Origin of the sequence: Celerinatantimonas diazotrophica, assembly GCF_004339545.1 — a bacterium.
GTDB lineage: Bacteria > Pseudomonadota > Gammaproteobacteria > Enterobacterales > Celerinatantimonadaceae > Celerinatantimonas > Celerinatantimonas diazotrophica.
In genome coordinates this window covers 301,306-327,962 of sequence record NZ_SMGD01000012.1, presented here as the reverse complement: position 1 = coordinate 327,962, position 26,657 = coordinate 301,306, and the positions used below count along the sequence as shown (strand labels likewise).

The window sequence follows — 26,657 nt, the reverse complement described above, 5'->3', positions numbered from 1 at the left end:
TGAGCCGATATAGGTTCCAACCCCACTTTAATGGAGTGGATTTAAAACTTAATTTGCGGGTTGCGGCGCATTATTGCTCGTATTGTTCTGCTGATACCCGCCCATGCCTTGTCCTTGCCCTTGCCCTTGCCCTTGCCCCATCATCCTTGGCCCCATACCATAACCATTCGCATTATTCGTTTGATAACCGCGCATAGGCTGCCCCATATACCGATGTTTCATAGCATGACGCATATGGCGGCCATAAGCGTTCCCCATCCTCGCATTTGGTCGGCCCGCACAATCACGCCGCTGATTCAGCCGCTGCTGGGGGTGACACTGATTCCGAGTCATTGGCGTCATATTTTGATTTCTCGGATTTACGTTCATATTTGTTCGCGTACTCGAATTATTGGTCTGCCAGTTGGCATAAGCCCCGACAGACATAACTAAAGCAGTTACAATAAAAGCAGCTTTGGTAAAAGTTTTCATGGTTTGTCCCCTTCATCACAATCATTTACCGACATAGCTATTACAGCAATTTTGACGGTGAAATGTGTGTCGCAACTGCTTTGTTTTCTGACGAAGATTGACAAACGTCCCGACTGACAAATTTCGACACACTTTTTAGTGCAAGCTGTATATAGTAACAAGGGGAGAGATTTCTAAGAGGTTGAAATGCAAAAGGCTTATCAAATACTTGTGGTTGATGATCATAAAGATATTCGGGATCTCCTACAGCGATTTTTAAATCAGCATGGTCTTCTCGTCACCACCGCAGCAGATGGCAACGAGATGTATGAGAAAATAACCACAGCGCATTTTGATTTACTGATTCTTGATTTAATGCTCCCCGGTAAAGATGGTATTACCTTATGCAGGGAATTACGTGCTACGACCAATCTGCCAATTATCATGCTAACCGCATTGGGCGAAGATGTGGATCGCATCGTTGGGCTGGAAGTCGGAGCCGATGATTATGTGCCCAAACCTTTTAATCCACGTGAATTGCTGGCCCGAATCAAATCAGTTCTGCGGCGCCATTTTGCCATTCCCAATCTAGAAGAGCAGCTCAGCGCCAATCCAACCCATTATGAATTTTCCAACTGGAAACTCGATACCACCACTCGCGAATTGTTTGATCCACAAGGCACATTGGTCCCCCTCACATCCAGTGAATTCACCATGCTCGCAGCATTTTTGTCACATCCTAATGTCGTACTCAGCCGAGAAGATCTGCTTAAACTGGTTCAGGGACGAGGTGCCGATGTCTATGATCGAGCCATTGATACACTCATTAGTCGCTTGCGCAAAAAAATAGAAACCGACCCCAAACACCCTAAATTGATCAAAACTATCTGGGGCGGTGGTTACCAGTTCAGTTGCGAGGTTATTCATGGGTAAATGGTATCAACGCCAGAAGCTAATCCACCAAATTGCATTAGTAATCTTAGTTGGATTTGCGATCAGCTTTTTTTTAACGTTGTACTTACTCTCGTACGATAAATCACAGCGGTTCCATCAGTTATCGATTTCTGGCGCACTGGCCAGAATTGTTTCGGTCAGTGAAATGCTGGAGAAAACTCCCGACAACCTGCATGATTCAATCCTTTCGGCCAGTCGTAGCTCAGATTTGCACCTGTCATTGAGCCGTTCGCCTCGGATCTCCGCTCATGATGGAACCTCTCCAACCGCACAGCGGTTACTTAGTCAACTTCACTCAAGTGGGATCCAACAAGTACGGCTTAGCTTTGTCAACCAACCCCAGCGACCGATGATGAATCTCCCTTACCAACAAATGCAATCGATGCATCAGTCGATGATGGGAGCCAACAATATCCGGCCCAATAGAAGTTCAATGATGCCAAGACAATCCATGATGGGGGCAGGCAGCAACCGAGCAGAGCACAAAGGCTCTGGCAACCATTATCGTCGCTTTGCTAATGCCGCGGCCTACAGCGCAACCATCAATGGCTCAGTGCAGTTGAGTAATGGACAATGGCTCAATTTTTCATCCGGCATTGAAAATAAAATAACCCACTGGTCCACCAGCGTGCTCATTGCTCTGATCACGATGATGCTTATCACTGTCTTACTGTCCCTTTTTATTATTCACCGCGCCTTAAAACCTATTCGTGAGTTAGGGCAAGCGGCGCAGTCCTTTGCCAAGCACAAACAAGTGAACGAAGTTAGCAACAATGCCCCGCTCGATTTAGCCCCAACCATCAGTGCCTTTAACAATATGCAGCATCAGGTGACTGATTACATTGCCGAGCGGACCAAATTATTAGCCGCTATATCACACGACCTACGAACCCCATTGACAAGTTTGCGGCTACGACTTGAATTTATCGAAGATAGCGAAGACAAACAGCAGATGCTGACTACCCTAGCTACCTTGGAAAAAATGCTGACCGAGACCATGCGCTTTGCTAAAAATGATACGCAAAAAGAAGCCCGCCAAATGACCAAGATCGACAGTTTGCTACAAACTATCGTGGATGAATACGATGAAAAAGGCATTGTAATCAGTTATCCAAAGCCAGCTGCTTTTAGCGCATCAATTGCCCCTGTCAATGTGCGACGCATGATTGAAAATCTCATCAACAACGCTATCCAGTATGCAGGAAATAACGCAACCATTGCGCTGGATGCTAAAAAGAACCATAACCAACTGATCATCTGTGTCAGCGATGATGGCATCGGTATTCCCGAAGAAAAGTTCGATGACGTTCTAAAACCTTTTACCCGCCTGAACGAAGCCCGCGACACCCAAAGTTCCAACATTGGACTGGGGCTTTCAATCACACAATCGCTTGCTAGCGCTTATGGTGGGCAATTGATACTGGAGCCTAACGAGCCACACGGACTCAAAGCAACCATTACCATTGCTTTAAGCTGAATGAGCTAAACAGTTGAAGATGAATTGAAAAATATCAGCCCTACCTGAAGCACTAGTGATCTGCCACATGTTTGAATGGTTTGTATAAATCAATGGCTTAATACTGGTATCTATTTAAAGCAGTCTCAAAAAACAATCACTCCCACTATTTTTTATTCTCGATGTTGTTTTCTGTAGCCTGATGTATCCGTGCTTACTTATTAAGGCTCATCTAAGCATGTTTATTCCTATGGGACTGTTCACAAATTCCCCGGTAAAATGATCATTCGCTCGCAAAAACCAAATAATAAACTCACTTTAGCTTATTATTTGATCTGTGTTAGCTATCAATAACCGTGTCATTGCTAACTTGCAATAAGTGAGTTTATCCAATGGTTAAGGACAATCTTGGTGAGGCTATGCAATTTAGCGCCTGTTTCGTGCGTTTTATCAACTTTATTGATGCTCTCATTCGTGGCTAAAGCAACCACAAATGCTTGCGATCCGGCTAGCCATCATGCCATTGCAGATGGCAAAACAGTCATCACCCAACAATTACAACAAACCATTGATGCCTGTAGCCAACAAGGTGGTGGCATTGTTTCTTTACACAAAGGGCTCTGGCTCAGTGGTCCATTGTCACTCAAAGAAGGTGTAACGCTCAATCTTGAGCAAGGCAGCACCCTACAAGCCGATAACCGTGAAAAACAATTCAAACACGCCTTCATTGAGATGAAAGCGCAAACGGGTGAGGCATTTATTTTAGCCAACCATGTCAATCATGTCGGGATAACAGGCAATGGAACCCTCAATGGCTCAGGGAAGAAGCTCTGGAGGCTCGAAGCTCTAAAAGTGCACCAGATTATAAATTTTCCAGCCACTAAAGAGCATTTGTTCACTCACTCGCCGGGAACACTGACCAATAATATTCCCAAGCCATGGTTAATCGAATTTAATGCTGTAAAGCACGGTCAAATTGGCGCAATTTTAGCAACGAAGTCGCCCATGAAAACCATTGTATTGCGCAATAGCCAATACATTTCGTTGGATGGAACTCGGATTAGCAACCCAGAAAACATCCCCAATAGCGATGGCATCCATATCATCGCTTCACAGCATATCACCATGAAACATCTCGATATCTCAACCAAGGATAATGACATTGCGATTCAATCTGGACGAGCAAACGAGCCATCCAGACCCCATGCAAGTTCTGATATTAATATTTTGGACTCAGTGATTCACCAAGGGCAAGGTATCTCAATCAGCAGCAACACAGCCAACGGCATTGGCAAAATTTATATTCATAGGGTGCGTTTTGCTAACACTCTTAACGGGTTTCGAGTACATTCCACGCGAGGTTATGGTGCACCAATTGGCCCGATTACGATCAATAATATTAAGATGATTGATGTAAAAACACCGCTTTTATTAACTGAAAGTGATGCCGAACCCGCTAGTATCGCCGTGCCCGCATTATCCACTATAAAAGCAGTCTTAAAGCCCAAAACTGCACCGATTATTCACGATGTCAGTATTATCAATTTAGTCGCAGTCAATGCCAATGTTGCTGGCGTATTTAATGGGTTACCTGAGTCTCCCCTGCAAAATATTCAGCTCAAATATATCGATATTCGTTCTAAACGCGGCATCAAGACAAGCTACGCACACATTAGTGCCGCTCATGTTCACATTAGTACTGAACAAGGCCAACCCTTCAACCTAGGGCCAGGCACGGAACTAACGGCCAATTAAACTAACGCCATCACGCCATCAGTATTTGAGATAGATAGCCAGTCAGATATCAGGGGAGTTAAATTTTTCATCCAGCGACCGTCATACATCAGTCAGAGCAATGACTATTTAGGCATTGGGATCAATTTTAAATTACCATGACTCACCCCACGCTGAGAGGTCAGTGAATCAGAAAAATGCTGGAGTGATTGGCGCGGCCCTTTCAAAATCGTCACTTCTAAGCAATCGTCATGGTTAATATGCATGTGTAAGGTAGATACCGATAAATCATGGTGATCATGCTGCAAGTGGGTAAGCCGGCGTGACAGTTCACGGGTTTCGTGCTTAAAGACATAGGTTAATACACCCATACACAGTTGATTATCTTCACTGTCATCCAATATCAATGATTCTCTAACGAGATCACGAACCGCTTCAGAACGGCTGCTATAGCCGCGTGATTCAATCACCTCATCTAAGTGTTCCGCTAAATCATCATCGATCGTTATGGTGATTCGTTGCATTTATAAGCCTCTTTTACTGAGTAAATCCAATTAGTTGTACTGACCATCTTATTTTCCAATAGAGCATTGCTCTATTGCTATAAAAATAAGCAGAAGCAACTGGTTTTAGGAATAATCAATCCAAACAAGATCATCTGCATCGATGTTTCTCATTACAAATGGGACAAAGGGGTAATTATAGTCTTGCTCTGAGCACAGATATCCCTTCAGAGAGTTTAATCTCGAGCAAGAGCTTTTAATAGCACGATAAAAGCAGAACTTAATATCACTTAAGCCATTAAAGCTTGATAGTCAAATCAAGAGATTTCAAGCAAGACCAACACTTTGAAACGACTCTTCCATTCATTAATATTAAATCTCGATAATAAAAAACCCCGGAAATTAAAAACTTCCGGGGTTTTAAAGATGTTATGCGTTTCGATGAAACGTCATAGACTCATGATTACATCATGCCGCCCATGCCGCCCATTCCACCCATACCGCCCATATCAGGAGCAGCTGGAGCATCTTTTTGAGGTTTGTCAGTTACCATACATTCAGTTGTGATCATCAGACCTGCAACAGAACCGGCGAACTGCAGTGCGCTACGAGTCACTTTAGTTGGGTCAAGAATCCCCATTTCCAGCATGTCACCGAAGGCTTCAGTGCCAGCGTTATAACCAAAGTTACCTTCGCCTTCTTTCACTTTGTTAGCAACAACAGAGTCTTCTTCGCCTGCGTTACAAACGATTTGACGCAGAGGTGATTCCATTGCACGCAGTGCCAGACGGATACCAACATTCTGGTCTTCGTTTTCACCAGTGAGTTCGGTAATTTTTGAAGCAGCCCGAATCAGTGCAACACCACCGCCAGGGACAACCCCTTCTTCAACGGCTGCGCGAGTTGCATGCAACGCATCTTCAACGCGTGCTTTTTTCTCTTTCATTTCAACTTCAGTCGCAGCGCCAACTTTGATGACGGCAACACCGCCAGCCAGTTTAGCAACACGTTCTTGCAGTTTTTCTTTATCGTAGTCAGATGAAGTTTCTTCGATCTGAGCGCGAATTTGGCTTACGCGAGCTTCAATTGCAGCTTGCTCACCTACACCATCGATGATAGTGGTGCTGTCTTTGTTAATCACAACACGTTTAGCACTACCTAAGTCTTCCAGTGTTGCTTTCTCAAGATCCAGACCTACTTCTTCGCTGATGACAGTACCATCAGTCAAGATAGCAATATCTTGCAACATGGCTTTACGGCGGTCACCAAAGCCAGGCGCTTTAACCGCAGCAACTTTAACGATACCACGCATGTTGTTCACAACCAGAGTCGCCAGTGCTTCACCTTCAACATCTTCAGCAATGATCAACAGCGGTTTACCCGCTTTAGTCAGGCTTTCCAACAGTGGCAACAATTCGCGGATGTTAGAGATTTTTTTATCAACCAACAATACAAATGGGTTTTCCAGCTCAACACTGCCACTTTCTTGGTTGTTGATGAAATAAGGTGACAGATAACCGCGGTCGAACTGCATCCCTTCAACAACATCTAGTTCATCTTGCAGACCTTGACCTTCTTCAACAGTAATAACGCCTTCTTGGCCTACTTTTTCCATTGCTTCAGCAATGATATTACCGACTGTTGTGTCAGAGTTTGCAGAGATAGTCCCAACTTGAGCAATCGCTTTGTTGTCTGAACATGGCTGAGACAGTTTTTTCAGCTCTTCAACCGCTGCGATCACAGCTTTGTCGATACCCCGTTTCAGATCCATTGGGTTCATGCCAGCGGCAACAGCTTTTAAGCCTTCGTTGACAATTGACTGAGCCAGAACAGTCGCGGTAGTTGTACCATCACCAGCTGCATCATTCGCTTGAGATGCAACTTCTTTAACCATCTGAGCGCCCATGTTTTCGAATTTATCTTCTAATTCGATCTCTTTAGCGACTGAAACACCATCTTTAGTGATAGTTGGAGCGCCGAATGATTTATCCAGAACAACGTTACGGCCCTTAGGACCCAAAGTTACTTTAACGGCGTCTGCCAGGATGTTCACACCTTTGAGCATTTTGGTGCGAGAATCATTTCCGAATTTGACGTCTTTAGCTGCCATTTTTAAAAATCCTTCGCTAATTGAAAATTAAAACTGTGAATTAAGCTTCTACGATAGCCAGAATGTCTGACTCGCTCATGATGAGGACTTCTTCGCCATCCAATTTTTCGGTTTTCACACCATAACCGTCGTTGAAAATAACCAAATCCCCGACTTTCACGTCAAGCGGCTTCACATCACCATTGTCCATGATGCGGCCAGTTCCGACAGCAATCACTTCACCACGAGTGGACTTTTCGGCTGCAGAACCAGTCAGAACGATACCGCCAGCTGACTTGCTTTCTTGTTCTTTGCGCTTAACGATGACGCGATCATGCAACGGACGAATGCTCATTGCTTAGTCTCCTTAAAAAAACATAGCGTGTTACGTATTGTTTATGTTGATTACTGAGTGAGAAAGACTAATTTGCAACCCACCCAAAGATAAAACTCTTAAGTGTCAAATAAAATGGGGTCGCATTTTTCAGTTCCAAGGGTTAGAAGCAAATTTTTTATAAAAAATTTTCCCTAACCCAAAAATGCCCCCATGGACACTTAGTTCAGCCGGTCATTATCGTGATCATCACGACGATGAAACTCGCCTTCAAAGGTGTTCCCATCGCCCCCACGTCCTGGCGGAACCTGAAAGTTAATATGTTTAGAATTAAGGACTCGCTTGGCAAAATACGCTCGAACCGGCGGAATTAATAAAATCATCCCACAAAAGTCTGTAATAAAGCCCGGCATAATCAAAAATGCCCCAGCAACGACTAACATTAAGCCTTCGATGACTTGTTGAGCAGGGATTTGACCTTCACTGATTTTTTGCTGAGCCTTAAATACCGTTTGCAACCCCTGGCTGCGAACCAGCGACGCCCCGATAATAGCAGTCAAAATCGTCAGGCCAATCGTAGGTAAGGCACCAATCACCGCGCCGACGTGGATCAACACATACAATTCGGCCATCGACAGCCCGGCAATGATTAAAAATAGGTACAAAAACATGCGCTCCTCCTTTAGTGTGGCGCTGTCATTACTATGGAGACGAATTGAGCATTTTTAAAGCTTAATAGGGGTAATTCGTTACATTCCCCCTACGAAAGGATGTATTTAACGTGCAACAGTGTGTAAAATCGGCAGTCATCTTTTTTGATTGTTAATGACATAAATAGAACAGGTTGAATCATGACAACGACAAACGAATTACTGGCCGATTTACAGGCCCGCGGGTTAATTAGTCAATGCACGGCCGAAGAGGCACTTGGCGAACATTTAAGTACGGGGACCCGCCGTTTGTATTGTGGCTTCGATCCAACTGCTGATAGTTTGCATATCGGTTCACTTGTTCCGCTTTTAACTTTGCGCCGTTTCCAGTTGGCAGGACACAAACCGTATGCCCTAGTGGGTGGCGCAACTGGCCTAATTGGCGACCCAAGCTTTAAGGCCACTGAACGCCAACTCAATACCAAAGATGTGGTCAATAATTGGGTGGAGAAAATAAAAGCTCAGGTTAGCCGTTTCGTTGATTTTGATGATAGTGAAACGGGTGCTGAAGTAGTCAATAACTACGACTGGACAGGAAATATGAATACCATCGATTTTCTGCGAGATGTAGGCAAACACTTCAGCGTAAATGCGATGATTAAAAAAGAATCCGTCCAGCAACGGATTAATCGTGAAGGCTCGGGGATTTCATTTACTGAATTTAGCTATATTTTACTGCAGTCCTTTGACTTTGCAGAATTATCTCAGCGCAATGAGGTCACGATACAGCTAGGTGGTTCAGACCAGTGGGGCAATATCACTGGTGGGATTGATTTAGCGCGTCGGATGTACGCAAAACAAACCTATGGCTTAACCATGCCACTGGTAACCAAATCAGACGGCACAAAATTTGGTAAGACAGAAACAGGCACTATCTGGCTCGATCCAACCAAAACTTCACCGTACGCTTTTTACCAGTTCTGGATCAACACCGCGGATGCCGATGTGTACAAATTCCTGCGTTATTTCACTTTCTTACCGATTGAGACGATTGCTCAAATTGAAGAAGATGACAAAAATGCGCAAGGGAAGCCTCAAGCCCAGGGAATTCTAGCGCGTGAAGTTACACAATTAGTTCACGGTGCCGAAGGACTAGCCTCAGCACAGCGCATTACTGATGCTCTGTTCTCAGGCGATCTATCTGATTTAAGCCAGAGCGATTTAGAACAGCTCGCTTTAGATGGCCTGCCCGCAACGCGTGTCACAGGTGATAGCGAATCATTGGTTGAATTGCTGAAACAAACCGAGTTAGCTAAATCCAACAAAATGGCGCGCGAATTTATTGGCAATGGTGCGGTTTTAGTCAACGGAGAGAAGCAAACAGATAACGCTGCCGAAGTTGCCCGAAAAGATGCGCTATATCAACGCTACACCCTGCTCAAACGTGGTAAAAAATTATTTGCGTTACTTATTTGGGAATAATGTGACGACATTGCCAGAGGCAGTTCTGGCAATTTGTCATCAATGATGGGCATCCACACGATGCCCTTTTTTATCAAGGGGGTTGTATGAACGAGAAACAAGAAGTCAGTATGCAAGAGATAGTCAAACTGGCAAATGATGCACTAAAGACTAATGACGACTATATTCATGGCGTTGTTGTGTACGAAGCCGTCCAAACCCCTGACTGCATCGTCTTTAAAGGAGAAAACTTTTTAGATGAAAAGGGTCTTCCAACAGGCAAAAGCATGGCAGCATTTAACCTGTATAAATGGTTAAGCTATCAATTTACGCCACTGTACACTGTCAAATAAATCATTCAGGTAGGTCGTAAGCAAAACGACCTACTCCGTTGTCGGGTCCCTTTCCACTCTTTACACTGACATTTTCATGCTTGCTTAATTATCATACAGCCATCACATTCCTTAGAAAAAAGTAAACAAAATAGCAGCAACTTTGCGGTTATTTTACGAGAAATTTAGCTTATCGTGAAAAATATGGTATAACATGCATCTAGAGCAAAGATAATTGCGCTATAATGCACAATAAAATATCTAACTAGCAAATATGAGGATTTCGGCGAAAATGACGGGTAAATACCGAATATTGGTGATCAATGGCCCCAATTTAAACCTTTTGGGAAAACGCGAGCCAGAAATTTACGGTCACCAGACACTCGACGATATCAACATCCAGCTAGATCAACAAGGACAGTCATTAGGGGTTGAACTGGAACATTTTCAGTCTAACCACGAAGGAGCAATCGTTGATCGCATCCATCAAGCGATGGGGGTTGTCGACTTTATTATTATCAACCCAGGGGCATTAACGCACACCAGTGTGGCTCTGCGTGATGCACTACTTGGGGTTGCAATACCATTTATTGAAATTCATTTATCGAACGTTCATGCCCGCGAACCCTTTCGTCATCATTCATACCTGTCAGATCAAGCAGTCGGTGTGATTTGTGGTCTCGGTTCCCAAGGGTATCAGTTTGCCTTAAATGCCGCTGTAAATCAGTTGCACAACTCAAAGAATTGTTAAAAAGAGAGCAATATGGACATCCGTAAAATAAAGAAATTAATCGAACTGGTAGAAGAATCAGGTATTTCTGAACTTGAAATCACCGAAGGTGAAGAGTCAGTTCGCATCAATCGTTATTCTCCAAATCCTGCTCAACCAGCAGTCTATAGTGTTGCCCCACCGCAAGCAGCGGCTCCAGCAGCTCCTGTATCGGCAGCGCCGGCGGCACCAATTGAATCAGCAGCACAGCCGACAGGCCATAAAGTTCGCTCCCCAATGGTGGGAACATTCTACCGTTCACCGACACCAGATGCGCCAGGCTTTGTTGAAGAAGGCTCGCATGTGAGTGTAGGCGATACACTGTGTATCATTGAAGCGATGAAAATGATGAACCAAATCGAAGCAGACAAAGCAGGCACTGTCACTCATATCTTAGTTGAAGACGGCGATTCTGTTGAGTTTGACGAACCGTTGTTCATCATCGAATAAAAGAGGCTATTATGCTCGATAAAGTTGTCATCGCGAACCGCGGCGAGATCGCTTTGCGGATCTTGAGAGCCTGTAAAGAGCTGGGAATCAAAACTGTTGCCATTCATTCCACAGCCGACCGGGATCTAAAACATGTGCTGCTGGCTGATGAAACCGTTTGTATTGGTGAGCCAGCCGCTACCAAAAGTTATCTGAATATTCCGCGCATTATTGCCGCTGCTGAAATCACTGATGCTGTTGCAATTCATCCGGGATATGGCTTTTTATCAGAAAATGCTGAGTTTTCTGAAATGGTTGAAAAAAGTGGTTTTATCTTTATTGGTCCAAAAGCTGAAACCATCCGCATCATGGGCGATAAAGTAGAAGCAATAGCTGCCATGAAAAAAGCAGGGGTTCCATGTGTCCCAGGCTCAGATGGACCACTCACTGACGATTCCAAACGTAACAAAACCATCGCCAAACGCATCGGTTATCCGGTGATCATCAAAGCTGCTGGCGGTGGTGGTGGTCGTGGGATGCGCGTTGTTTACGAAGAAAGTGAACTGGTTAAAGCTATTGAGTTGACTCAAGCTGAAGCAGGCTCGGCCTTTGGTAACAGCACTGTTTACATGGAAAAATATCTTGAAAACCCTCGCCATGTCGAAATTCAAGTACTTTCTGATGGCCAAGGTAATGCCATTTACTTAGGTGAACGTGACTGTTCAATGCAGCGACGTCATCAGAAAGTTGTTGAGGAAGCACCAGCACCGGGAATTACTTCAGATATGCGCCGTTATATTGGTGAACGCTGTGCCAAAGCTTGTGTCGAAATTAATTACCGGGGTGCCGGAACCTTTGAATTTTTATATGAAAACGGTAATTTCTATTTCATCGAGATGAATACCCGTATTCAGGTAGAACATCCCGTCACTGAGATGGTCACTGGCGTTGACTTAGTCAAAGAACAGCTGCGGATTGCTGCCGGTCAACCGCTGTCCATCAGCCAAGACGAAGTAAAAATCTCCGGCCATGCGGTCGAGTGTCGAATCAATGCCGAAGATCCGGATACATTTATCCCATCACCAGGTCAAATTGACATGTTCCATTCGCCCGGTGGCCCTGGAGTGCGTTGGGATTCTCATATCTACTCTGGCTACACCGTACCACCTTATTACGATTCTATGATCGGCAAACTCATTACGTATGGTGAGAATCGTGATATTGCGATTGCCCGTATGAAAAACGCCCTCGCAGAACTGGTAATTACTGGGATTAAAACGAATATTCCGCTTCAGCAGCGAATTATGGAAGATGAAAACTTCCATAATGGTGGCACTAACATCCACTACCTCGAGAAAAAACTCGGGTTATAACGTTAAAGCAGAATAATTGCTAAAATAGGCTCTGCCTGATTTCAGGCAGAGCCTATTTTATTTGCAGGAGAAATCGGATGCCTTGGATCCAACTCAAAATTAACGCCACACAAAGTACAGCGGAGCCGATCGGTGACCTGTTAATGGACTTGGGAGCCCAAGCCGTCACATTTTTAGACCGTCACGACACCCCTGTTTTCGAACCTAAACCGGGCGAAACACGGTTATGGGGTGATACCGATGTTCAGGGGCTTTATCCTGCCGATACCGATATGCAACCTATCCTCACCATTTTGCGTGATGCACAAATGCTTAGCGAGCATAACTATCGTCTCGACCAGCTAGAAGATAAAGACTGGGAACGCGAATGGATGAAAAACTTTAAACCCATGCAATTTGGCGAGCGACTGTGGATCTGTCCAAGCTGGCTACCCGTACCAGATCCTAATGCGGTGAATGTCCACCTAGACCCAGGCCTCGCATTTGGTACAGGCACGCATCCAACCACTGCACTATGCCTAGAATGGCTTGAAGGACTTGATTTAAGTGATAAAACGGTGGTCGATTTTGGCTGTGGCAGCGGTATCTTAGCCATTGCAGCCTTAAAACTAGGTGCCAAGCGCGTCGTCGGTATCGATATCGATCCTCAGGCGCTGCAATCAAGCCATGATAATGCCACCCGCAACGGCGTAGCCGAGCAACTCGAACTTTACTTGCCCGCCGATCAACCCCGCGATTTTAAGGCCGATGTTGTGGTCGCTAATATTTTAGCCGGGCCATTAAAAGAGCTCTGTGACGTCATCTGCGGCTATTTAAAACCTCAGGGGCAACTTGCCCTATCTGGTATATTAAATGAGCAGGCCGAAGCGGTGAGCAACGTTTACCAAGAGCAAATTCATTTAGATCCAGTCACCTCTTGTGAAGATTGGTGTCGAATCAGCGGAATAGCGAAATTTAGCTAGGGGCCCTGCCAAAAAGTACGCAGAAAATCTAGTACTTTTTATAAAAAATGTTCAAATAATAACCTTTTCACCACGTCCAAAAAGGCGTAAACTACGCCGCCTTTGGATGTGAAGATAAAAGGCTTTTAAACGATGCAAATTGGCCCTTATCGGCTCGATAATCCGGTCATTCTTGCCCCAATGGCAGGAGTAACCGATCGACCTTTTCGGATCTTATGCAAACGTTTAGGCGCAGGGCTAGCCGTCTCGGAAATGCTTTCAAGCAACCCCCGAGTTTGGAATAGCCGTAAATCACGTCAACGAATGGACCACCTTGGGGAACCAGGGATCCGAAGTGTTCAAATTGCAGGAGCAGATCCAGAGTTGATGGCTCAGGCCGCCCAAGTCAACGTTGATAATGGCGCCCAAATCATCGACATCAATATGGGATGTCCGGCAAAAAAAGTGAACAAAAAATTAGCAGGCTCAGCACTAATGCAAGATCCACCTTTGGTGGCTCGTATTTTAGAGGCTGTTATTAATGCCGTGGATGTACCGGTCACGCTGAAAATGCGCACCGGTTGGGCGCCTGAGCATCGCAATGCGGTGATGATAGCCAAGCTTGCAGAGCAGGCTGGAATACAAGCGTTAGCCGTCCACGGTCGCACCCGAGAGTGCATGTATAAAGGTGAAGCTGAATACCAGACCATTGCGGCAGTCAAACAGGCAGTCACGATTCCCGTTGTTGCTAATGGTGATATTACCTCACCAGAAAAAGCGAAGCAGGTGTTAGAGCTGACCCAAGCAGATGCCGTGATGATTGGTCGCGCAGCCCAAGGGAATCCATGGCTGTTTGCTCAGATTAATCATTATTTGGAAACAAGTGAGCGTTTAAGCCCACCACCTAAACAGGACGTTACACAGGTGATGAAAGAACACCTGGAAAATCTCTACCGATTTTACGGTGAGCATATGGGGATACGGATTGCCCGCAAACATGTGGGATGGTATGCCAACAATCACGCGGACGCAGCTACATTTCGCCGCGACTTTAACCGACTGGAGTCGGCCTCGGCACAACTAGCTGCGATTGATCATTTTTAATTATTAAACTTATAACAGAAAAGAGCGACGAGTATGTTTGAGACTAATTTAACCACAAATACTCTTTCAACAGTGACCACCACTGCTGGTAGTTCAGAACCAAAACAGCGTCCACTACGCGACTCCGTAGAACAAGCCCTGCGTAACTACTTTGCTCAATTAGAAGGCGAAGATGTCACTGAGTTGTATGAACTGGTTTTATCCGAAGTTGAAGCACCGATGTTAGATGTCGTCATGCAATATACTCGTGGCAACCAGACTCGTGCATCGATCCTGTTGGGTATTAACCGCGGCACTTTGCGTAAAAAACTGAAAAAATACGGCATGAACTAAGCCGTTAAAATTTATTATTATTTTTCAAAGGCTTACCCGCTTTGGGGTAGGCCTTTTTCGTATGGGCACACACCGGGCTACACACGGGAAAATATCCAAGTTCACAAAAAAACACAGCAAAAATCAAAAAACGATTTAGCTTTGGCAGGAATATACGCTCGAATTTTGCACACATCTTGAAAGACTTCTATAGAGCCATCAGCCCGTTTCTAGACCAATTGCCAAATTGACAGCCAAACTCATTTTTGGATAGAAATAAGCTAGAGAATATTCTCTAGCTATATAAATTTAGAGAAGAAAATTTAAGGATACTTACCAATATGACAATGTTATTTATTCAATAACGATTCTACAGCTTCAATTGCTTTTTCTGGCATGGTAGTTTTGACTCCTACCATTGGAAGGTTTATCCCTTTTTTCTGAAATTTTTCTAAAAGCTGTTGAATGAAAACTCCTTCTCCATTGACCTCTTCACTATCAACAGAAGTAGTCTCTATACCACAACTTGGTGAACGGTTTACACCGATAACACCATGAATTTTAAAACCATTTTTTAAATACTCATCAACCTGAAAGAATACATTATCCACAATGGTTTTTATTCTCTTTTGGCTACTTTCAGTAAGAAGCTGTTGTCGAATTCTAGAATTTTCTTCTAAAACACTACGATTATAACCATTAATATCCCCTCGTTCTAAACCAAGACATAGTAGCTCAGGGCAAGGCATCTGAATGATTCCAACATTCTTATCTACTAATTTATTAATAATATCGGTAAAGGTTCCTGCATAATCAGCCGTTCCGTCCGAGATAGAGTTTTGATTTAATAAACAATGTGATACTAAAACTAATTTTTTGCTTCTATTATCTTCAAACATCTTTTGCTTTCCTTGCAACAAGCCTCAAAGAATAATGATGCATAAGTATTTTTAAGTCAAAGAATGCAAATCGTATAGGGTTGAAAATAATTTCATAAATTAAAATGGGGCAAATTTGGTTTAGCTACCTTACGTGGCATGTTGATGGACACAAGCATGTTAGGACGTCGTCTGTATCAGGTGAATTTCGGATAAAAATTTCTATGGGCTTACGATTAGAACAGCAGTACCTAACCATTGTACCAACAGGTGTCTTAGTGAAGACTTGAGTCAAGAGCGATGAAACTAGCACGATCGGTTCTTAGAGGGCGGAATTTAAAAACACGTGTCGTCTACTCGACAAAATGTGCCAGTTACTTTGCTAGTTAGGCTAATAACGTATTTCAAAATTATGAAAAGCTTTCGGCTTAATAACAACATTTTCCCATGATTTTCATCGTCAATATAGGTAAATATATCAATTATAATATCTACGACATATCAATTGATTTAGATCAAAAAAGAAGAAAAAAAACGAGAGCATATTTTATTTGTTGCATATAAATTTATAATAAACAAACCAGTGTGCATATATTTTTATATATGCACAGATCATATGAGTAGTATGGTAAATTGTTAAATTTTATGTAATAGACTTTATTATTTCTATTTAAATAAATAAGGAAATAAGGAAATAAGGAAATAAGGAAATAAGGAAATATTAATAGAATTAATATATATAATTAATTGGAAAAGTTATGGAATTACAAGTTTTTTTACCATTTATACTATTTTCTTTTTTTGCTAGCGTAACTCCCGGCCCAGCTAATCTAGCAATTTTTTCTCAATCTTGCAATTCAAAGTGGAAACAGATTTTTTTATTCTGCCTAGGTGTTTCCATAGGTTTTTTATTTGTTCTATTTTCATGCGGAATAATTTATTTATCAGGAATATCACACGTACAAATAAATTATTTACTTAAATTATTTGGAAGTTGTTACTTTATATACTTAGGTATAACAATATATAGTACAGACGTTAGTCATATTGATAATTGCAATCAACTAAAATCGTTTATAAAAGGATTATTCGTTCATCCATTTAGTTATAAAGCGTGGCTATTTGTCATATTAGCTTATAGCTCTTTTATTCCACCTGCATTACATACTAAAATTATATATTTCGGTGGGATATTTTTATTATCATCTATTATTTCTATGATCCCATGGATTATCACTGGTTATGTCATTGGGAAAAAAATTAATCCAGAAAAATTAACAATCATTAATCGAATTTCGGGAATTGCGTTGATCAGTCTAGTTATTTTTATATGGATTATTTAAACATGAATTCAACTTCGAAGTGCAGGACTATCTAACATCAAGGGGGCAGCTTTTTTTAGCTGATAGCCCCGTAAATTGGAGTTGGACAAAAGCTTATTACAATTTCCATCCTGACACATCAATTCAGATGACTAAAACTAATGCCAGCTATGACTGCTGGCATTGGTGAATAAATCTGCTTAGTTTTATTTATCGCTGAGCAAGTTTTTGATTTGTACCTGTCGGCAACCAAAACGAAATGATGGTCGGATACCCATAGACAGGCTGAGAATCCCCACATTTGGAATACCCATCTTGATAGAACTGTCCCTATTAAGCATCCCATTGCGTTTGCCATTTAGTAAAATCCGACATCCAGAGAGACACCATCGTCCTTGACATATCTGATGATTAAGTATGAGTACAGTGACGAGTTCACAGCAAACACCGCACCAAAAATCATCAATCCAACGACAATGATCTCTTCTGGGTGCAATTACAGCTACACACTATAAGCAATCACGCCAGTCACTACAGACAATACCAACGCCCACGCTATAGCGGCTTTACCAACTGGAGTATGCCCCGATTACTTCCTGTTATCTATTTTAACCAATCTATAATTGCTTCAGACTTTGGAATACCTCCAGCGTGAACTACTACCTCATCCATGACGACGCCTGGCGTAGACATCACGCCATAATTCATAATCGTTTCAAGATCGGTTACTTTTTCAACTGAAACCTCAATGCCTTGCTCTGCGGCTATTTTTTCAATCAGTTTCGCGGTATTGACGCAGTTGGCACAACCTGAACCTAGTACTTTAAATGCTTTCATGTTTATCTCCTAAAATTGCCAGAACGGTAAGTTAAATATCCACCCCATAACAGTAAATGCTGTCAGTAGCAGACCAAAAAGAAGTCCCAATAAGCGCCATTGCATCACTTGTTTTAGCATGACAAATTCAGGCACACTTGCAGCGACAGTGCTCATACAAAACGCTAATGTCGTACCAATGGGAAGACCATCTCTCAGTAAACTCTCCATGATGGGGATCACACCCGTCGCATTGGAATACAAAGGGATACCAATCAATACTGAAGCAGGAACAGACCACCACTGACCCGCACCTAAGTGAGCTTCTATCCAGCCATCGGGTACAAAGCCATGTAAGCCTGCGCCTATACCCACGCCAATAAACACCCATTTCCAAACCCGACCGATGATCTCAACCATTTCTTGTTTGGCAAACTGATGTCGATATGAGAGTGTGATAGTAGGCTCTGCGTTGCTGACGTTCAGATTGTCCTGCGTATGTTGTTGGGCTTGGGCTTTCTGCATGGCTTTCGCGGCAAATGGCTGTAACCAACGCTCAGCTCCAATGAGATCCAGTAACCAACCACTCAACATCCCGATAAGCATTCCAATAAGCACATACATGATGGTGAACTTCCATCCTAGTAAACTAAACAGAAGCAATACTGCGATTTCATTGATCAATGGCGAGGTAATCAAAAATGCCATGGTGATCCCAAGCGGGATACCTGTGGATGTAAAGCCAAGAAAAACGGGAATACTTGAACATGAGCAGAATGGGGTGATCGCCCCGAAAACACTACCCGTCACATAGCCAAAAAGACGCCGTTTGCCTGCAAGATAGTGTCGTACTTTTTCAACATTTAAAGAAGCGCGGAACAAAGCAATGACGTAAATCATGACGACCAGCAACACCATGATTTTACTAATGTCTTCTATAAAAAAATGAATAGCATCTGCCAGCTTAGTACCTTGCTGTATAGCAAATAGCTGGTAGGTCATCCAATCAGCAAGATGGGTAAATACTTCAAACATTTTGTTTCCTTCAGCCTCATAATTTGTCTTTGATGTCACTAAGACGAAATTGGTGCCGAAAGGATGCAAAGAATTTTATGAATATTTATTTTACAGGGATGCTCTGATACTAAATTTGATTCAAGAAACGATCTATTCTCGAAAAAAACAACAGACTCGCTGCTGTTCGTCGAAACGTATATGACATTGCGTTTGCAAAACGTGTTTAAGTTTTTGTCTAGCACGCTGAATGCGTGATTTTGTTGCCACTAAAGTGAGTCCATTTTTCTCAGCAAATTGTAGTTGAGTCAGTCCTTGTAGGTCACACTGTTTAATAATTTCGCTCTCAGACTCAGTCAGTTTTGATAGAGCTTTAGGTAGGCATTGCGCAAGGCTATCGACAGCGGGAAATTCATGCTCTTCCCATATCGACTCATTATCACTCAGATCCTGAACTTGTTCTTGGTTTGCTCTACGTTGCTTATCAGTCAACATATTTCTTGCTACGCGAAATAACCATGCTCTTTGGTTTTGAATATCGCAAAACGCTTGCTTCTGCTGTAATGCTTTTAAGAAGGTGTCTTGTAGTAAATCAAAGCTCTGCTCAGGATCACCTGTTTGCTTAAGCAGCCAATAGTAAAGTTCGGACTCGGAAAGATGCCATGTTTCAATGAGACATGGCACTGCTGAAGTTTGTTTTAAAACTGTTTCTTTAGGCATAGTATTTATGTTTCATTCTCAAAGCGACGTTAACCAAAGCGATTAATACAGGCACTTCAACCAAAGGTCCTATCACACCAGCAAACGCTTGATCAGAGTTTAATCCAAATACAGCGATTGATACGGCGATAGCCAGTTCGAAGTTGTTACCTGATGAAGTAAAGGCGATAGAAGCATTTTGGTCGTAAGGGATCCCGATACGTTTCCCGATGTAGAAGCTCGCAAAAAACATCACCATAAAATAGATGATCAGTGGTACTGCAATACGGAACACATCCATCGGTCCCACGAGCCAGTTCATCACTAAAGAAAGTGTTATCGCACGTTTATCACGAGTCACCTCACCCAAAAGACTATAGTTCACTTTCGCCAATGGCGGGTACATCATTCAGATTAAGCCAATGGCAAGTGGGATATTGGTTGAACCAACAGATAGGCTTTCGTTCCACTGAGCGACTTGAGGAAATAACACGCCAATCCCGACACCTACTGTCATTGCAAGAAAAATCCATACGGTTAAGTATCGATCAAGAAAACTCATTTTTTGAGAAGCACTTGCTTCATTACAACTTGCTGTGTCACCCATATAAACCTCTTTAAATTAAACTCGTTATAAATTTGTACGTTATTGATACCTAGCTATCCATACCGTTTGAACAGGACTGACTTTTTATCTTCACTCGTTCTATGTCAATAAATGCCACATTGTGTATTAAAGTAAGCTCCAAAATTTGCTTTACCCATTGTGCCAAATCAGGGTTAATTCGGTAGTAAACCCATTTACCTCTGCGTTCATCAAGAACGAGATCATGCTTACGTAATTCAGCAAGATGTCTAGATACTTTCGGCTGACTGATACCAAGTGCCTCCATCAGGTCACACACAGCTCTCCTTCACTCTGCTTTAAGAGCAGAGATTTGAGACGATTTTCTTCTGAAAGTGCTTTATAAAGCAGAATTGGATCGAACATAACGTAAATTGGTGGTCAATACATATGAAATATCATATGTGTTATTTTTTATATATGTCAATTTTCCAACTAAAAACGTGCCTTTGAAAGATAAGTTAGATTAGAAAATGTAAGTCGATAATGAAAAGAAATTAGCGTCTTAGTATTGATACAAAATTGGAATGAGGCAGAAACGTGTTTGCGCTCGTCATTTCTCATCCCTAAAGCGAACTGATGAGTTAACGCTAACTATCAGCCCTCGCTTTCTCCAAGCCCATTACTTGATAATGACGCTCGACAGCCTGAGTCACAGATCCCGATTGAGACGCTTTCACGCGTTGCTGATAGGCGTTCAAGACGGCCAAATCATCTGGCGGGACTATGATATATGATAAATTCACTTATAACCTCTCATAAGCTGTCTGTCCTTATTAAATTAGAGCTTTTGGTAACCTTGTATCCTTAAATACTTATTTTTTGACGAGCTTTCTCGCGGCGAAAGCAGCCGAGCAAAACCTTCAACTGTATTGGTCAAGTAAAACTGGCCACGGTTTTATAGTTTTTCCAGTACAACTCTTCAGCTTCATTCGGTGGCAACAGATTGTTGTGTTGATGTGACCTGACTTGGCTGAAATATCATCCTACGATGTCATCTGTTATAGCGTGCTTGGCTTCTAAAAACGTTCGATAGCTTAGCTCTGGCATCCATTCTGTTTTCAGACTTCTAAAGAAACGCTCCATCGGCGCGTTATCCCAACAGTTTCCGTTTGTTTGATTTGGTATCGCCACAATAACTGTCGATATGTCACACGCGTATATTGGCAACCCTAGTCTGAGTGGAACAGCAACCCTCGAGGCCTAACCTCTGAGCTCATAAGCCATCGTCAGCGCTTTACGGATAAATTTACTATCTGTGCTCAGAGAAATCGCCCAGCCAACGGGTTTTCTGGCGTATAAATCGAGAACAACAGCCAAATAAGCCCAACGATTGCCAGTCCAAACAGAAGTGATGTCACCACACCAAACGGTGTTAGGTGTTTTTACAATAGAGTCGCCGGGGATGGCCAACTTTTCCGTATTGCATTTTGATGCTTAGAAACCCCTGTTGGACGCAATATTCAAGATAGCGTCGAGCCGTGGTTTTACTTAAGCCGGTGTCTTCGACAATGTCATCGATGGTAAAGAGTTTATCTTGTTCCGCGTCAAACGCATTGAAGACAATTTTAAGGGTGTTTTCTTCAATGCCTTTTTCAGCTCGTTCTCGGAAATTTTTTGATTTGAGTTGAAATAAATTATCAACGTTTTTTTGATCAACCACTTTATAACACTGTCGGGTGCGGGTGAATTGGATAAACCGCTCCAAAGATTGTTTCAGACGATTCCATGAAATCGGTTTGAGAATGTAATCAAAGGCACCATAACTGATGGCTTTGCTGCATATATCCATTTCACTGGCTGCCGTGATAAAAATGACAGATGAATTTTCGCTTTCAATTATTTTATTGGTTAAAAGGTCAACTCCTTGTCCATCAGGGAGGTAATTATCAATCAATAACAGCTGAGGCTTTCTTTCGGTGACCATTTTGACTGAATTTTGATAATTGTTCGCAATACCAATAAGCTCTAGGTCAGGAAAATTTTGAATAAAATCAGAGTATAACTGAGATAATGTAAATTCATCTTCAATAATTGCGACCGTGATTTTATCTGATTGTTTCATTCATTTTTCCTTCGACCATCATAGTTGCTTAGGGATAAAGATAGAACACCGAACCCCTTTGGGGGAATTAGGTGTAAATTCGAGATATCCATTGGCTTTGCTTACATAATTAGATACCAGATGTAACCCTAGTCCGTGCTCGACTTTATCTTTTTTAGAGGTCACCCCTTTAGTAAATAGATTATCGATCTTTGACTCATCAATACCGATACCTTGATCGGATATATCGATAATGAACTCATTATTATTCTCTGATAAATAAATATTAATGGGTTCATATTGCTCTGATTTGAGTGTCGCTTCAATGGCGTTATCGATTAAGTTGCCAATAATAGACATAAATTCAGTCTCGGTAAGGGTATCAGGTTTGCTCCTTAACTCGCAAGCTGGATCAAATTCAAGCACAACGCCTTTTTCCTTAGCTTTTGAATACTTACCTAGTAAAAGCCCACATAGATAAGGAGAGGTAAATCGTTTGGATACAAAATCAAGAACGCCCTGTGTATCGGACGACTGCAGTTCTATGTATTGAATGGCTTCCTGATATTTTCCAAGATGCAATAATCCGGCTAAAGTCGCTGTCCAATTTAATTGTTCATGACGAAGTATTCGTAAATTATCTGCGTATTTTTTGACTTGGCTTAACTTCTGGGTCAGACTGTTAATATCATCTTTATCACGAAAGCTAATAACCCAACCTAATAATTTATTGTCTAAGAATAATCGATTCCGGCTTGCAATAACGGGCTTATTATTAAACATAAGAAGTTGGTCTGAAATATCATTCTCTTCCATTTCCTCTTTATTTAAAAGTGAACAATCGGTGATGAGATTTGATATTTTTTCGCCAATAATTATTTTGTTTTTTTCGGTAGCTTCAAATGTCTTACGTGCCGATTGATTAATATGGGTAATGGTTAATTGGCTATCAATTGCAATAACCCCTTCATAAATGTTTTCTAATAACACTTTTTGCTGTCTGACCAGGTAGGCAATTTCATCTGGTTCCATAGAAAACATATGTTTTTTCATATTTTTTGAGAAAAACCAGATAAAGGTAAATAAACAGGCTAACGCAATGATCGAAATATAGAGGACATGATCGAGCTTGGCATAAGATACTTTTTCAATATACTTAATGAGGTAACCAACCGATGCTATGCCTATCACTTGATGTTGTGCATTGAATATGGGCGTTTTACTGCGTAATGAGAACCCCATTCCGCCTTTTCGGATGGTGACGATATGTTTGCCTGCCAGAACGGGTTTGTTATCGCCCCCAACCATATAGAGGCTCATATGTGGGGGCGGATTGGAGTGATAGAGGTGCCGAGCGTGGTTATCTCCAATGACCAGGTAACTCGCATCACTTTCTTGGGCTAATGGATTCATGATGGCTTTGATGGCGGCTTTATCATGATCTTCAATGGCCTGAATCAGGCTTTTTAGATGAGCAATTTGATTTGATTGGATCTCTGCTTTTGAACGGATTTGACTAAAAAATAGGTGATCGAAGTCCAAAGAAAAAGTCATGGTCATAATGACAATGAGTAATGATGTGAAAAGTGATAAATAAATGAATAGTCTTATGTGAAAAGGTAAACGCTTTTTCATATCAAAATAACCGAATTATGTTTGTCTAGTTGCTTGGTTCGTTACTGAGCATGTCTAGAATCAATGCGGCTCTTGAATATATTTTACATTGCATCTGCCACTGCACCCTATCAACGCATTTAATATGTACAAAATCGAGCATTCCAAGATAAATGGCCCTTAAACTACCATTTTCTATTTTTAGAGCATAATCCAGGTGCAAAGAGTGTGAACAACTCAGCAAAAATATATGGATTTAGTTGGATTGTAGCGAATAAAAACCATAAAAACTTTTTTATTTATTAAATCTATAAAAATAATTAAAACTGATTAAATTTATTAAATTTTAAATAATTCATAGAAACTTTAATGGTTTTAAAAGGGGTGAGGAAAGTTTGATAATATTCACATAAGAATTGTATGGGAAATAGCTATGATTGAGTCCTCATTTAGAGGAGCCCATTATGAATACAATAAATAATGTATCTGTTACAGCTGAGACAGATACGCAGAAAACAGGTATCAAGACTTCGTTAAAAGAAAAATGGTGGCATATTATGGACCACTGGAAAATAGGTATTATTCCATTACCCCTATTTATCTTGTGTGGCCTTTTAATTGGGTTAGATTGTATAACCCATAGCTTAAAAAGTAATTTAGTTGTGATGGTTGCAACATTAGCTTTTTTTGGATTTGCATGTGGTGAATTCGGAAAACGATTGCCGATTTTAGGAAAAATGGGAGCGGCGGCAATTTGTGCGACATTTATTCCATCCGCTCTAGTTTTTTATAATTTACTTCCTCATGAAGTGGTTGTTTCGACCACCCATTTTTTTAAATCAACGAATATTCTATATCTCTATATTTGCTGCATTATTGTCGGCAGTATTATGAGTATGAATCGTAAAGTGTTGATTCAGGGCTTTTTGCGGATCTTTTTTCCAATGGCGTGTGGCGAAGTCGTTGGTATGGTTGTTGGCATATTAGTCGGCATCGCGTTAGGTATGTCGCCATTTCATATCTTTTTCTTCATTATTTTACCAGTTATGGCTGGTGGTGTTGGTGAAGGAGCAATTCCTTTATCGATTGGTTATGCCACTATTTTACATATGCAGCAAGGGGTTGCATTTGGCGAAATCCTACCGATTGTTATGTTAGGTAGCTTAACTGGCATTATTACAGCAGGTTGTTTGAACCAATTAGGAAAACGTTACCCACATCTAACCGGTGAAGGTAGCCTTCTGCCTAGTAAAGACGATCTGGATGGCGTTACAACTTTAACCAGTGAAATGACTGGCAAACTCGATGTAACCAGTATTGCTTCAGGTGTATTGCTCGCTGTATTGCTGTACATGGTTGGTATTTTAATTCAAAAAGCGATTGGTCTGCCTGCACCAGTTGGAATGCTCTTTATTGCGGTACTGATTAAGCTGTTCAATGGTGTCTCTCCTCGCTTACTGGAAGGTTCTCATGTGGTTTATCGTTTCTTCCAAACATCTGTTACTTATCCCATTCTGTTTGCGGTTGGGGTTGCTATTACACCATGGCAGTCATTAGTTAATGCCTTCACGTTTTCAAATATCATTGTGATTGTTACGACGGTTCTGTCGTTGGTTGCAACGGGCTTTTTCGTGGGTAAAAAAATTGGGATGTACCCTATCGATGTGGCAATTGTTTCTTGCTGTCAAAGCGGACAAGGCGGTACAGGTGACGTTGCTATCCTGACTTCGGGTAACCGCATGGTATTGATGCCTTTCGCGCAAATTGCGACCCGTATTGGTGGTGCAATCAATGTATCGGTTGCGTTATTAGTCCTAGGTAATTTCATTGTTCATTAAGTAAAAAGAGGGGATATGAAAATTGCAAGCTATCGGTATGCTCATCAGTTAAGTTACGGGATCGTTGTCGGTCAGAGCATTGTTGATGCAGGCGCAGAACTTCGTAGTCGTTACCCTGATTTAAAAGCATTACTAGATGCCGGCGCATTACATGAATTACAGCAACGAAACAACCTGCTTTGTGACTTATCACAAGATGATGTGAGCTTTTTACCTGTCGTTCCTAATCCTGGAAAAATATTTTGTGTTGGAATGAACCACCAGCAAAAACGTCAGGAATTTGATGAACATGATCCAGCACCGACATTGTTCGTTCGTTTTGCTGATTCACAAACAGGTCATCTTCAGCCTGTGATTAAGCCTCGTTATTCTCAACAGTTTGATTACGAAGGTGAGTTGGCTGTTGTGATTGGTCGAGGCGGGTATCAAATTAGCGAGCAAAATGCCCTATCCCACGTGGTTGGATACAGCTGTTATATGGATGGTTCTGCCAGAGACTGGCAACATGCTTGGTTTACTGCGGGTAAAAATTGGCGTTGCACGGGTGCCTTTGGCCCTTGGCTTGTAACCACTGATGAAATCCCCTATCCACATACGTTGACTTTAACAACCAAACTGAATGGTCGACAGGTTCAGCAAGATAATACGGCCCATATGATACATCGCATTCCTGAGTTAATTCGTTATATTTCAACGTTCTCAGAATTAAAACCAGGTGATGTCATTATTACTGGTTCACCGGGCGGAGTTGGTAAAAAAAGAAATCCACCTCTGTTTTTACAGCCTGGTGATGAAATTGAAGTCGCTATTTCTCAGATCGGTTGTTTGCGCAATCAGGTCACTGATGATGAGTTACCTTTGTCGGTTTCATCCACTGCAGCACAGGAATCGGTGGGCTCAATCGCGTGTTGAGGTA

The 26,657-nt window shown here is 42.1% G+C and carries 25 protein-coding genes and 4 pseudogenes; 14 read left to right on the top strand and 15 right to left on the bottom strand.

The window, feature by feature from the left end; translation table 11 throughout:
- Positions 1-48: 48 nt before the first annotated feature.
- On the bottom strand, positions 49-471 hold the full coding sequence (locus tag EV690_RS07795; RefSeq protein WP_131912428.1) for a hypothetical protein: 423 nt from the start codon (positions 469-471) through the stop codon (positions 49-51).
- Between the two features lie 186 nt (positions 472-657).
- Between EV690_RS07795 and EV690_RS07790 the strand changes: the two genes are divergently transcribed.
- The 3 genes from EV690_RS07790 to EV690_RS07780 all read left to right on the top strand — a co-directional run bounded on the left by EV690_RS07790 (position 658) and on the right by EV690_RS07780 (position 4,615).
- Positions 658-1,383 (top strand): response regulator, encoded by a 726-nt coding sequence (locus EV690_RS07790; protein WP_131912427.1) that lies wholly within the window; start codon positions 658-660, stop codon positions 1,381-1,383.
- The gene (locus EV690_RS07785) at positions 1,376-2,881 is read left to right on the top strand and encodes a sensor histidine kinase (protein ID WP_131912426.1); all 1,506 of its coding nucleotides are present in this window, start codon (positions 1,376-1,378) and stop codon (positions 2,879-2,881) included. Before EV690_RS07790 ends, EV690_RS07785 begins: the two co-directional genes overlap by 8 nt.
- A gap of 453 nt (positions 2,882-3,334) precedes the next feature.
- Entirely contained in the window at positions 3,335-4,615 is a 1,281-nt protein-coding gene (locus tag EV690_RS07780; RefSeq protein ID WP_165872693.1) for a glycoside hydrolase family 28 protein, read from the top strand.
- Between the two features lie 104 nt (positions 4,616-4,719).
- Here the strand turns inward: EV690_RS07780 and nikR are convergent, their stop codons facing one another.
- The 4 genes from nikR to EV690_RS07760 form a co-directional block, all read right to left on the bottom strand.
- Positions 4,720-5,118 carry a nickel-responsive transcriptional regulator NikR gene (gene nikR / locus EV690_RS07775; protein ID WP_131912424.1) on the bottom strand — a complete coding sequence of 133 codons (399 nt, stop codon included), beginning with the start codon at positions 5,116-5,118 and terminating at the stop codon, positions 4,720-4,722.
- 442 nt (positions 5,119-5,560) lie between these two features.
- The gene (groL, locus tag EV690_RS07770) at positions 5,561-7,207 is read right to left on the bottom strand and encodes a chaperonin GroEL (RefSeq protein ID WP_131912423.1); all 1,647 of its coding nucleotides are present in this window, start codon (positions 7,205-7,207) and stop codon (positions 5,561-5,563) included.
- Between the two features lie 40 nt (positions 7,208-7,247).
- A complete protein-coding gene (locus tag EV690_RS07765) occupies positions 7,248-7,541 on the bottom strand; it encodes a co-chaperone GroES (protein ID WP_131912422.1) in 294 nt (97 codons plus the stop codon).
- 200 nt (positions 7,542-7,741) lie between these two features.
- Positions 7,742-8,191, bottom strand: a complete 450-nt coding sequence (locus tag EV690_RS07760) for an FxsA family protein (protein ID WP_207907514.1) — start codon at positions 8,189-8,191, stop codon at positions 7,742-7,744.
- 180 nt (positions 8,192-8,371) lie between these two features.
- Between EV690_RS07760 and tyrS the strand changes: the two genes are divergently transcribed.
- The 8 genes from tyrS (at position 8,372) to fis (ending at position 14,912) form a co-directional block, all read left to right on the top strand.
- A complete protein-coding gene (gene tyrS / locus EV690_RS07755) occupies positions 8,372-9,652 on the top strand; it encodes a tyrosine--tRNA ligase (RefSeq protein ID WP_131912421.1) in 1,281 nt (426 codons plus the stop codon).
- 86 nt (positions 9,653-9,738) lie between these two features.
- The gene (locus EV690_RS07750) at positions 9,739-9,984 is read left to right on the top strand and encodes a DUF2498 family protein (protein ID WP_131912420.1); all 246 of its coding nucleotides are present in this window, start codon (positions 9,739-9,741) and stop codon (positions 9,982-9,984) included.
- Between the two features lie 271 nt (positions 9,985-10,255).
- Entirely contained in the window at positions 10,256-10,714 is a 459-nt protein-coding gene (gene aroQ / locus EV690_RS07745; RefSeq protein ID WP_131912419.1) for a type II 3-dehydroquinate dehydratase, read from the top strand.
- A 12-nt stretch (positions 10,715-10,726) separates the two neighbouring features.
- The gene (accB, locus tag EV690_RS07740) at positions 10,727-11,182 is read left to right on the top strand and encodes an acetyl-CoA carboxylase biotin carboxyl carrier protein (RefSeq protein ID WP_131912418.1); all 456 of its coding nucleotides are present in this window, start codon (positions 10,727-10,729) and stop codon (positions 11,180-11,182) included.
- An 11-nt stretch (positions 11,183-11,193) separates the two neighbouring features.
- Positions 11,194-12,534, top strand: a complete 1,341-nt coding sequence (gene accC, locus EV690_RS07735) for an acetyl-CoA carboxylase biotin carboxylase subunit (RefSeq protein WP_131912417.1) — start codon at positions 11,194-11,196, stop codon at positions 12,532-12,534.
- Between the two features lie 77 nt (positions 12,535-12,611).
- Positions 12,612-13,496: a 50S ribosomal protein L11 methyltransferase gene (prmA, locus tag EV690_RS07730; protein ID WP_131912416.1), complete on the top strand. Its 885-nt coding sequence runs from the start codon at positions 12,612-12,614 to the stop codon at positions 13,494-13,496.
- Positions 13,497-13,628: 132 nt separating this feature from the next.
- Positions 13,629-14,579 carry a tRNA dihydrouridine synthase DusB gene (gene dusB / locus EV690_RS07725; RefSeq protein ID WP_131912415.1) on the top strand — a complete coding sequence of 317 codons (951 nt, stop codon included), beginning with the start codon at positions 13,629-13,631 and terminating at the stop codon, positions 14,577-14,579.
- A gap of 33 nt (positions 14,580-14,612) precedes the next feature.
- Entirely contained in the window at positions 14,613-14,912 is a 300-nt protein-coding gene (gene fis / locus EV690_RS07720; protein WP_131912414.1) for a DNA-binding transcriptional regulator Fis, read from the top strand.
- Positions 14,913-15,241: 329 nt separating this feature from the next.
- Here fis and EV690_RS07715 read toward each other — a convergent pair whose 3' ends face one another.
- A complete protein-coding gene (locus EV690_RS07715) occupies positions 15,242-15,790 on the bottom strand; it encodes a CD3072 family TudS-related putative desulfidase (protein ID WP_131912413.1) in 549 nt (182 codons plus the stop codon).
- Positions 15,791-16,527: 737 nt separating this feature from the next.
- Between EV690_RS07715 and EV690_RS07710 the strand changes: the two genes are divergently transcribed.
- Positions 16,528-17,112, top strand: coding sequence for a LysE family translocator (locus EV690_RS07710; RefSeq protein ID WP_131912412.1), 585 nt, complete (start codon positions 16,528-16,530; stop codon positions 17,110-17,112).
- 189 nt (positions 17,113-17,301) lie between these two features.
- Here the strand turns inward: EV690_RS07710 and EV690_RS07705 are convergent.
- The 9 genes and pseudogenes from EV690_RS07705 to EV690_RS07665 all read right to left on the bottom strand — a co-directional run.
- Positions 17,302-17,680 (bottom strand): annotated as a pseudogene (locus EV690_RS07705) (organoarsenical effux MFS transporter ArsJ); the annotation flags it as partial.
- Positions 17,681-17,694: 14 nt separating this feature from the next.
- Positions 17,695-17,928, bottom strand: coding sequence for a thioredoxin family protein (locus EV690_RS07700; RefSeq protein WP_131912411.1), 234 nt, complete (start codon positions 17,926-17,928; stop codon positions 17,695-17,697).
- A gap of 9 nt (positions 17,929-17,937) precedes the next feature.
- Entirely contained in the window at positions 17,938-18,942 is a 1,005-nt protein-coding gene (locus EV690_RS07695) for a permease (protein WP_131912410.1), read from the bottom strand.
- Between the two features lie 132 nt (positions 18,943-19,074).
- The gene (locus EV690_RS07690) at positions 19,075-19,641 is read right to left on the bottom strand and encodes a sigma-70 family RNA polymerase sigma factor (RefSeq protein ID WP_131912409.1); all 567 of its coding nucleotides are present in this window, start codon (positions 19,639-19,641) and stop codon (positions 19,075-19,077) included.
- Positions 19,634-20,227, bottom strand: a pseudogene (locus EV690_RS07685) (arsenic resistance protein). Before EV690_RS07685 ends, EV690_RS07690 begins: the two are co-directional and overlap by 8 nt.
- A 49-nt stretch (positions 20,228-20,276) precedes the next feature.
- A pseudogene (locus EV690_RS07680) lies at positions 20,277-20,611 on the bottom strand (metalloregulator ArsR/SmtB family transcription factor).
- A 510-nt stretch (positions 20,612-21,121) separates the two neighbouring features.
- A pseudogene (locus EV690_RS18415) lies at positions 21,122-21,664 on the bottom strand (DDE-type integrase/transposase/recombinase); the annotation flags it as partial.
- Positions 21,621-22,310, bottom strand: coding sequence for a response regulator (locus EV690_RS07670; protein WP_131912407.1), 690 nt, complete (start codon positions 22,308-22,310; stop codon positions 21,621-21,623). The pseudogene EV690_RS18415 and the gene EV690_RS07670, both read right to left, overlap by 44 nt.
- 18 nt (positions 22,311-22,328) lie before the next feature.
- Entirely contained in the window at positions 22,329-23,849 is a 1,521-nt protein-coding gene (locus tag EV690_RS07665) for an ATP-binding protein (RefSeq protein ID WP_317986178.1), read from the bottom strand.
- Positions 23,850-24,367: 518 nt separating this feature from the next.
- Here EV690_RS07665 and EV690_RS07660 point away from each other — a divergent pair.
- Positions 24,368-25,741, top strand: coding sequence for a 2-hydroxycarboxylate transporter family protein (locus EV690_RS07660; RefSeq protein ID WP_131912405.1), 1,374 nt, complete (start codon positions 24,368-24,370; stop codon positions 25,739-25,741).
- 15 nt (positions 25,742-25,756) lie between these two features.
- Positions 25,757-26,653 carry a fumarylacetoacetate hydrolase family protein gene (locus tag EV690_RS07655; RefSeq protein ID WP_131912404.1) on the top strand — a complete coding sequence of 299 codons (897 nt, stop codon included), beginning with the start codon at positions 25,757-25,759 and terminating at the stop codon, positions 26,651-26,653.
- Positions 26,654-26,657: the final 4 nt, after the last annotated feature.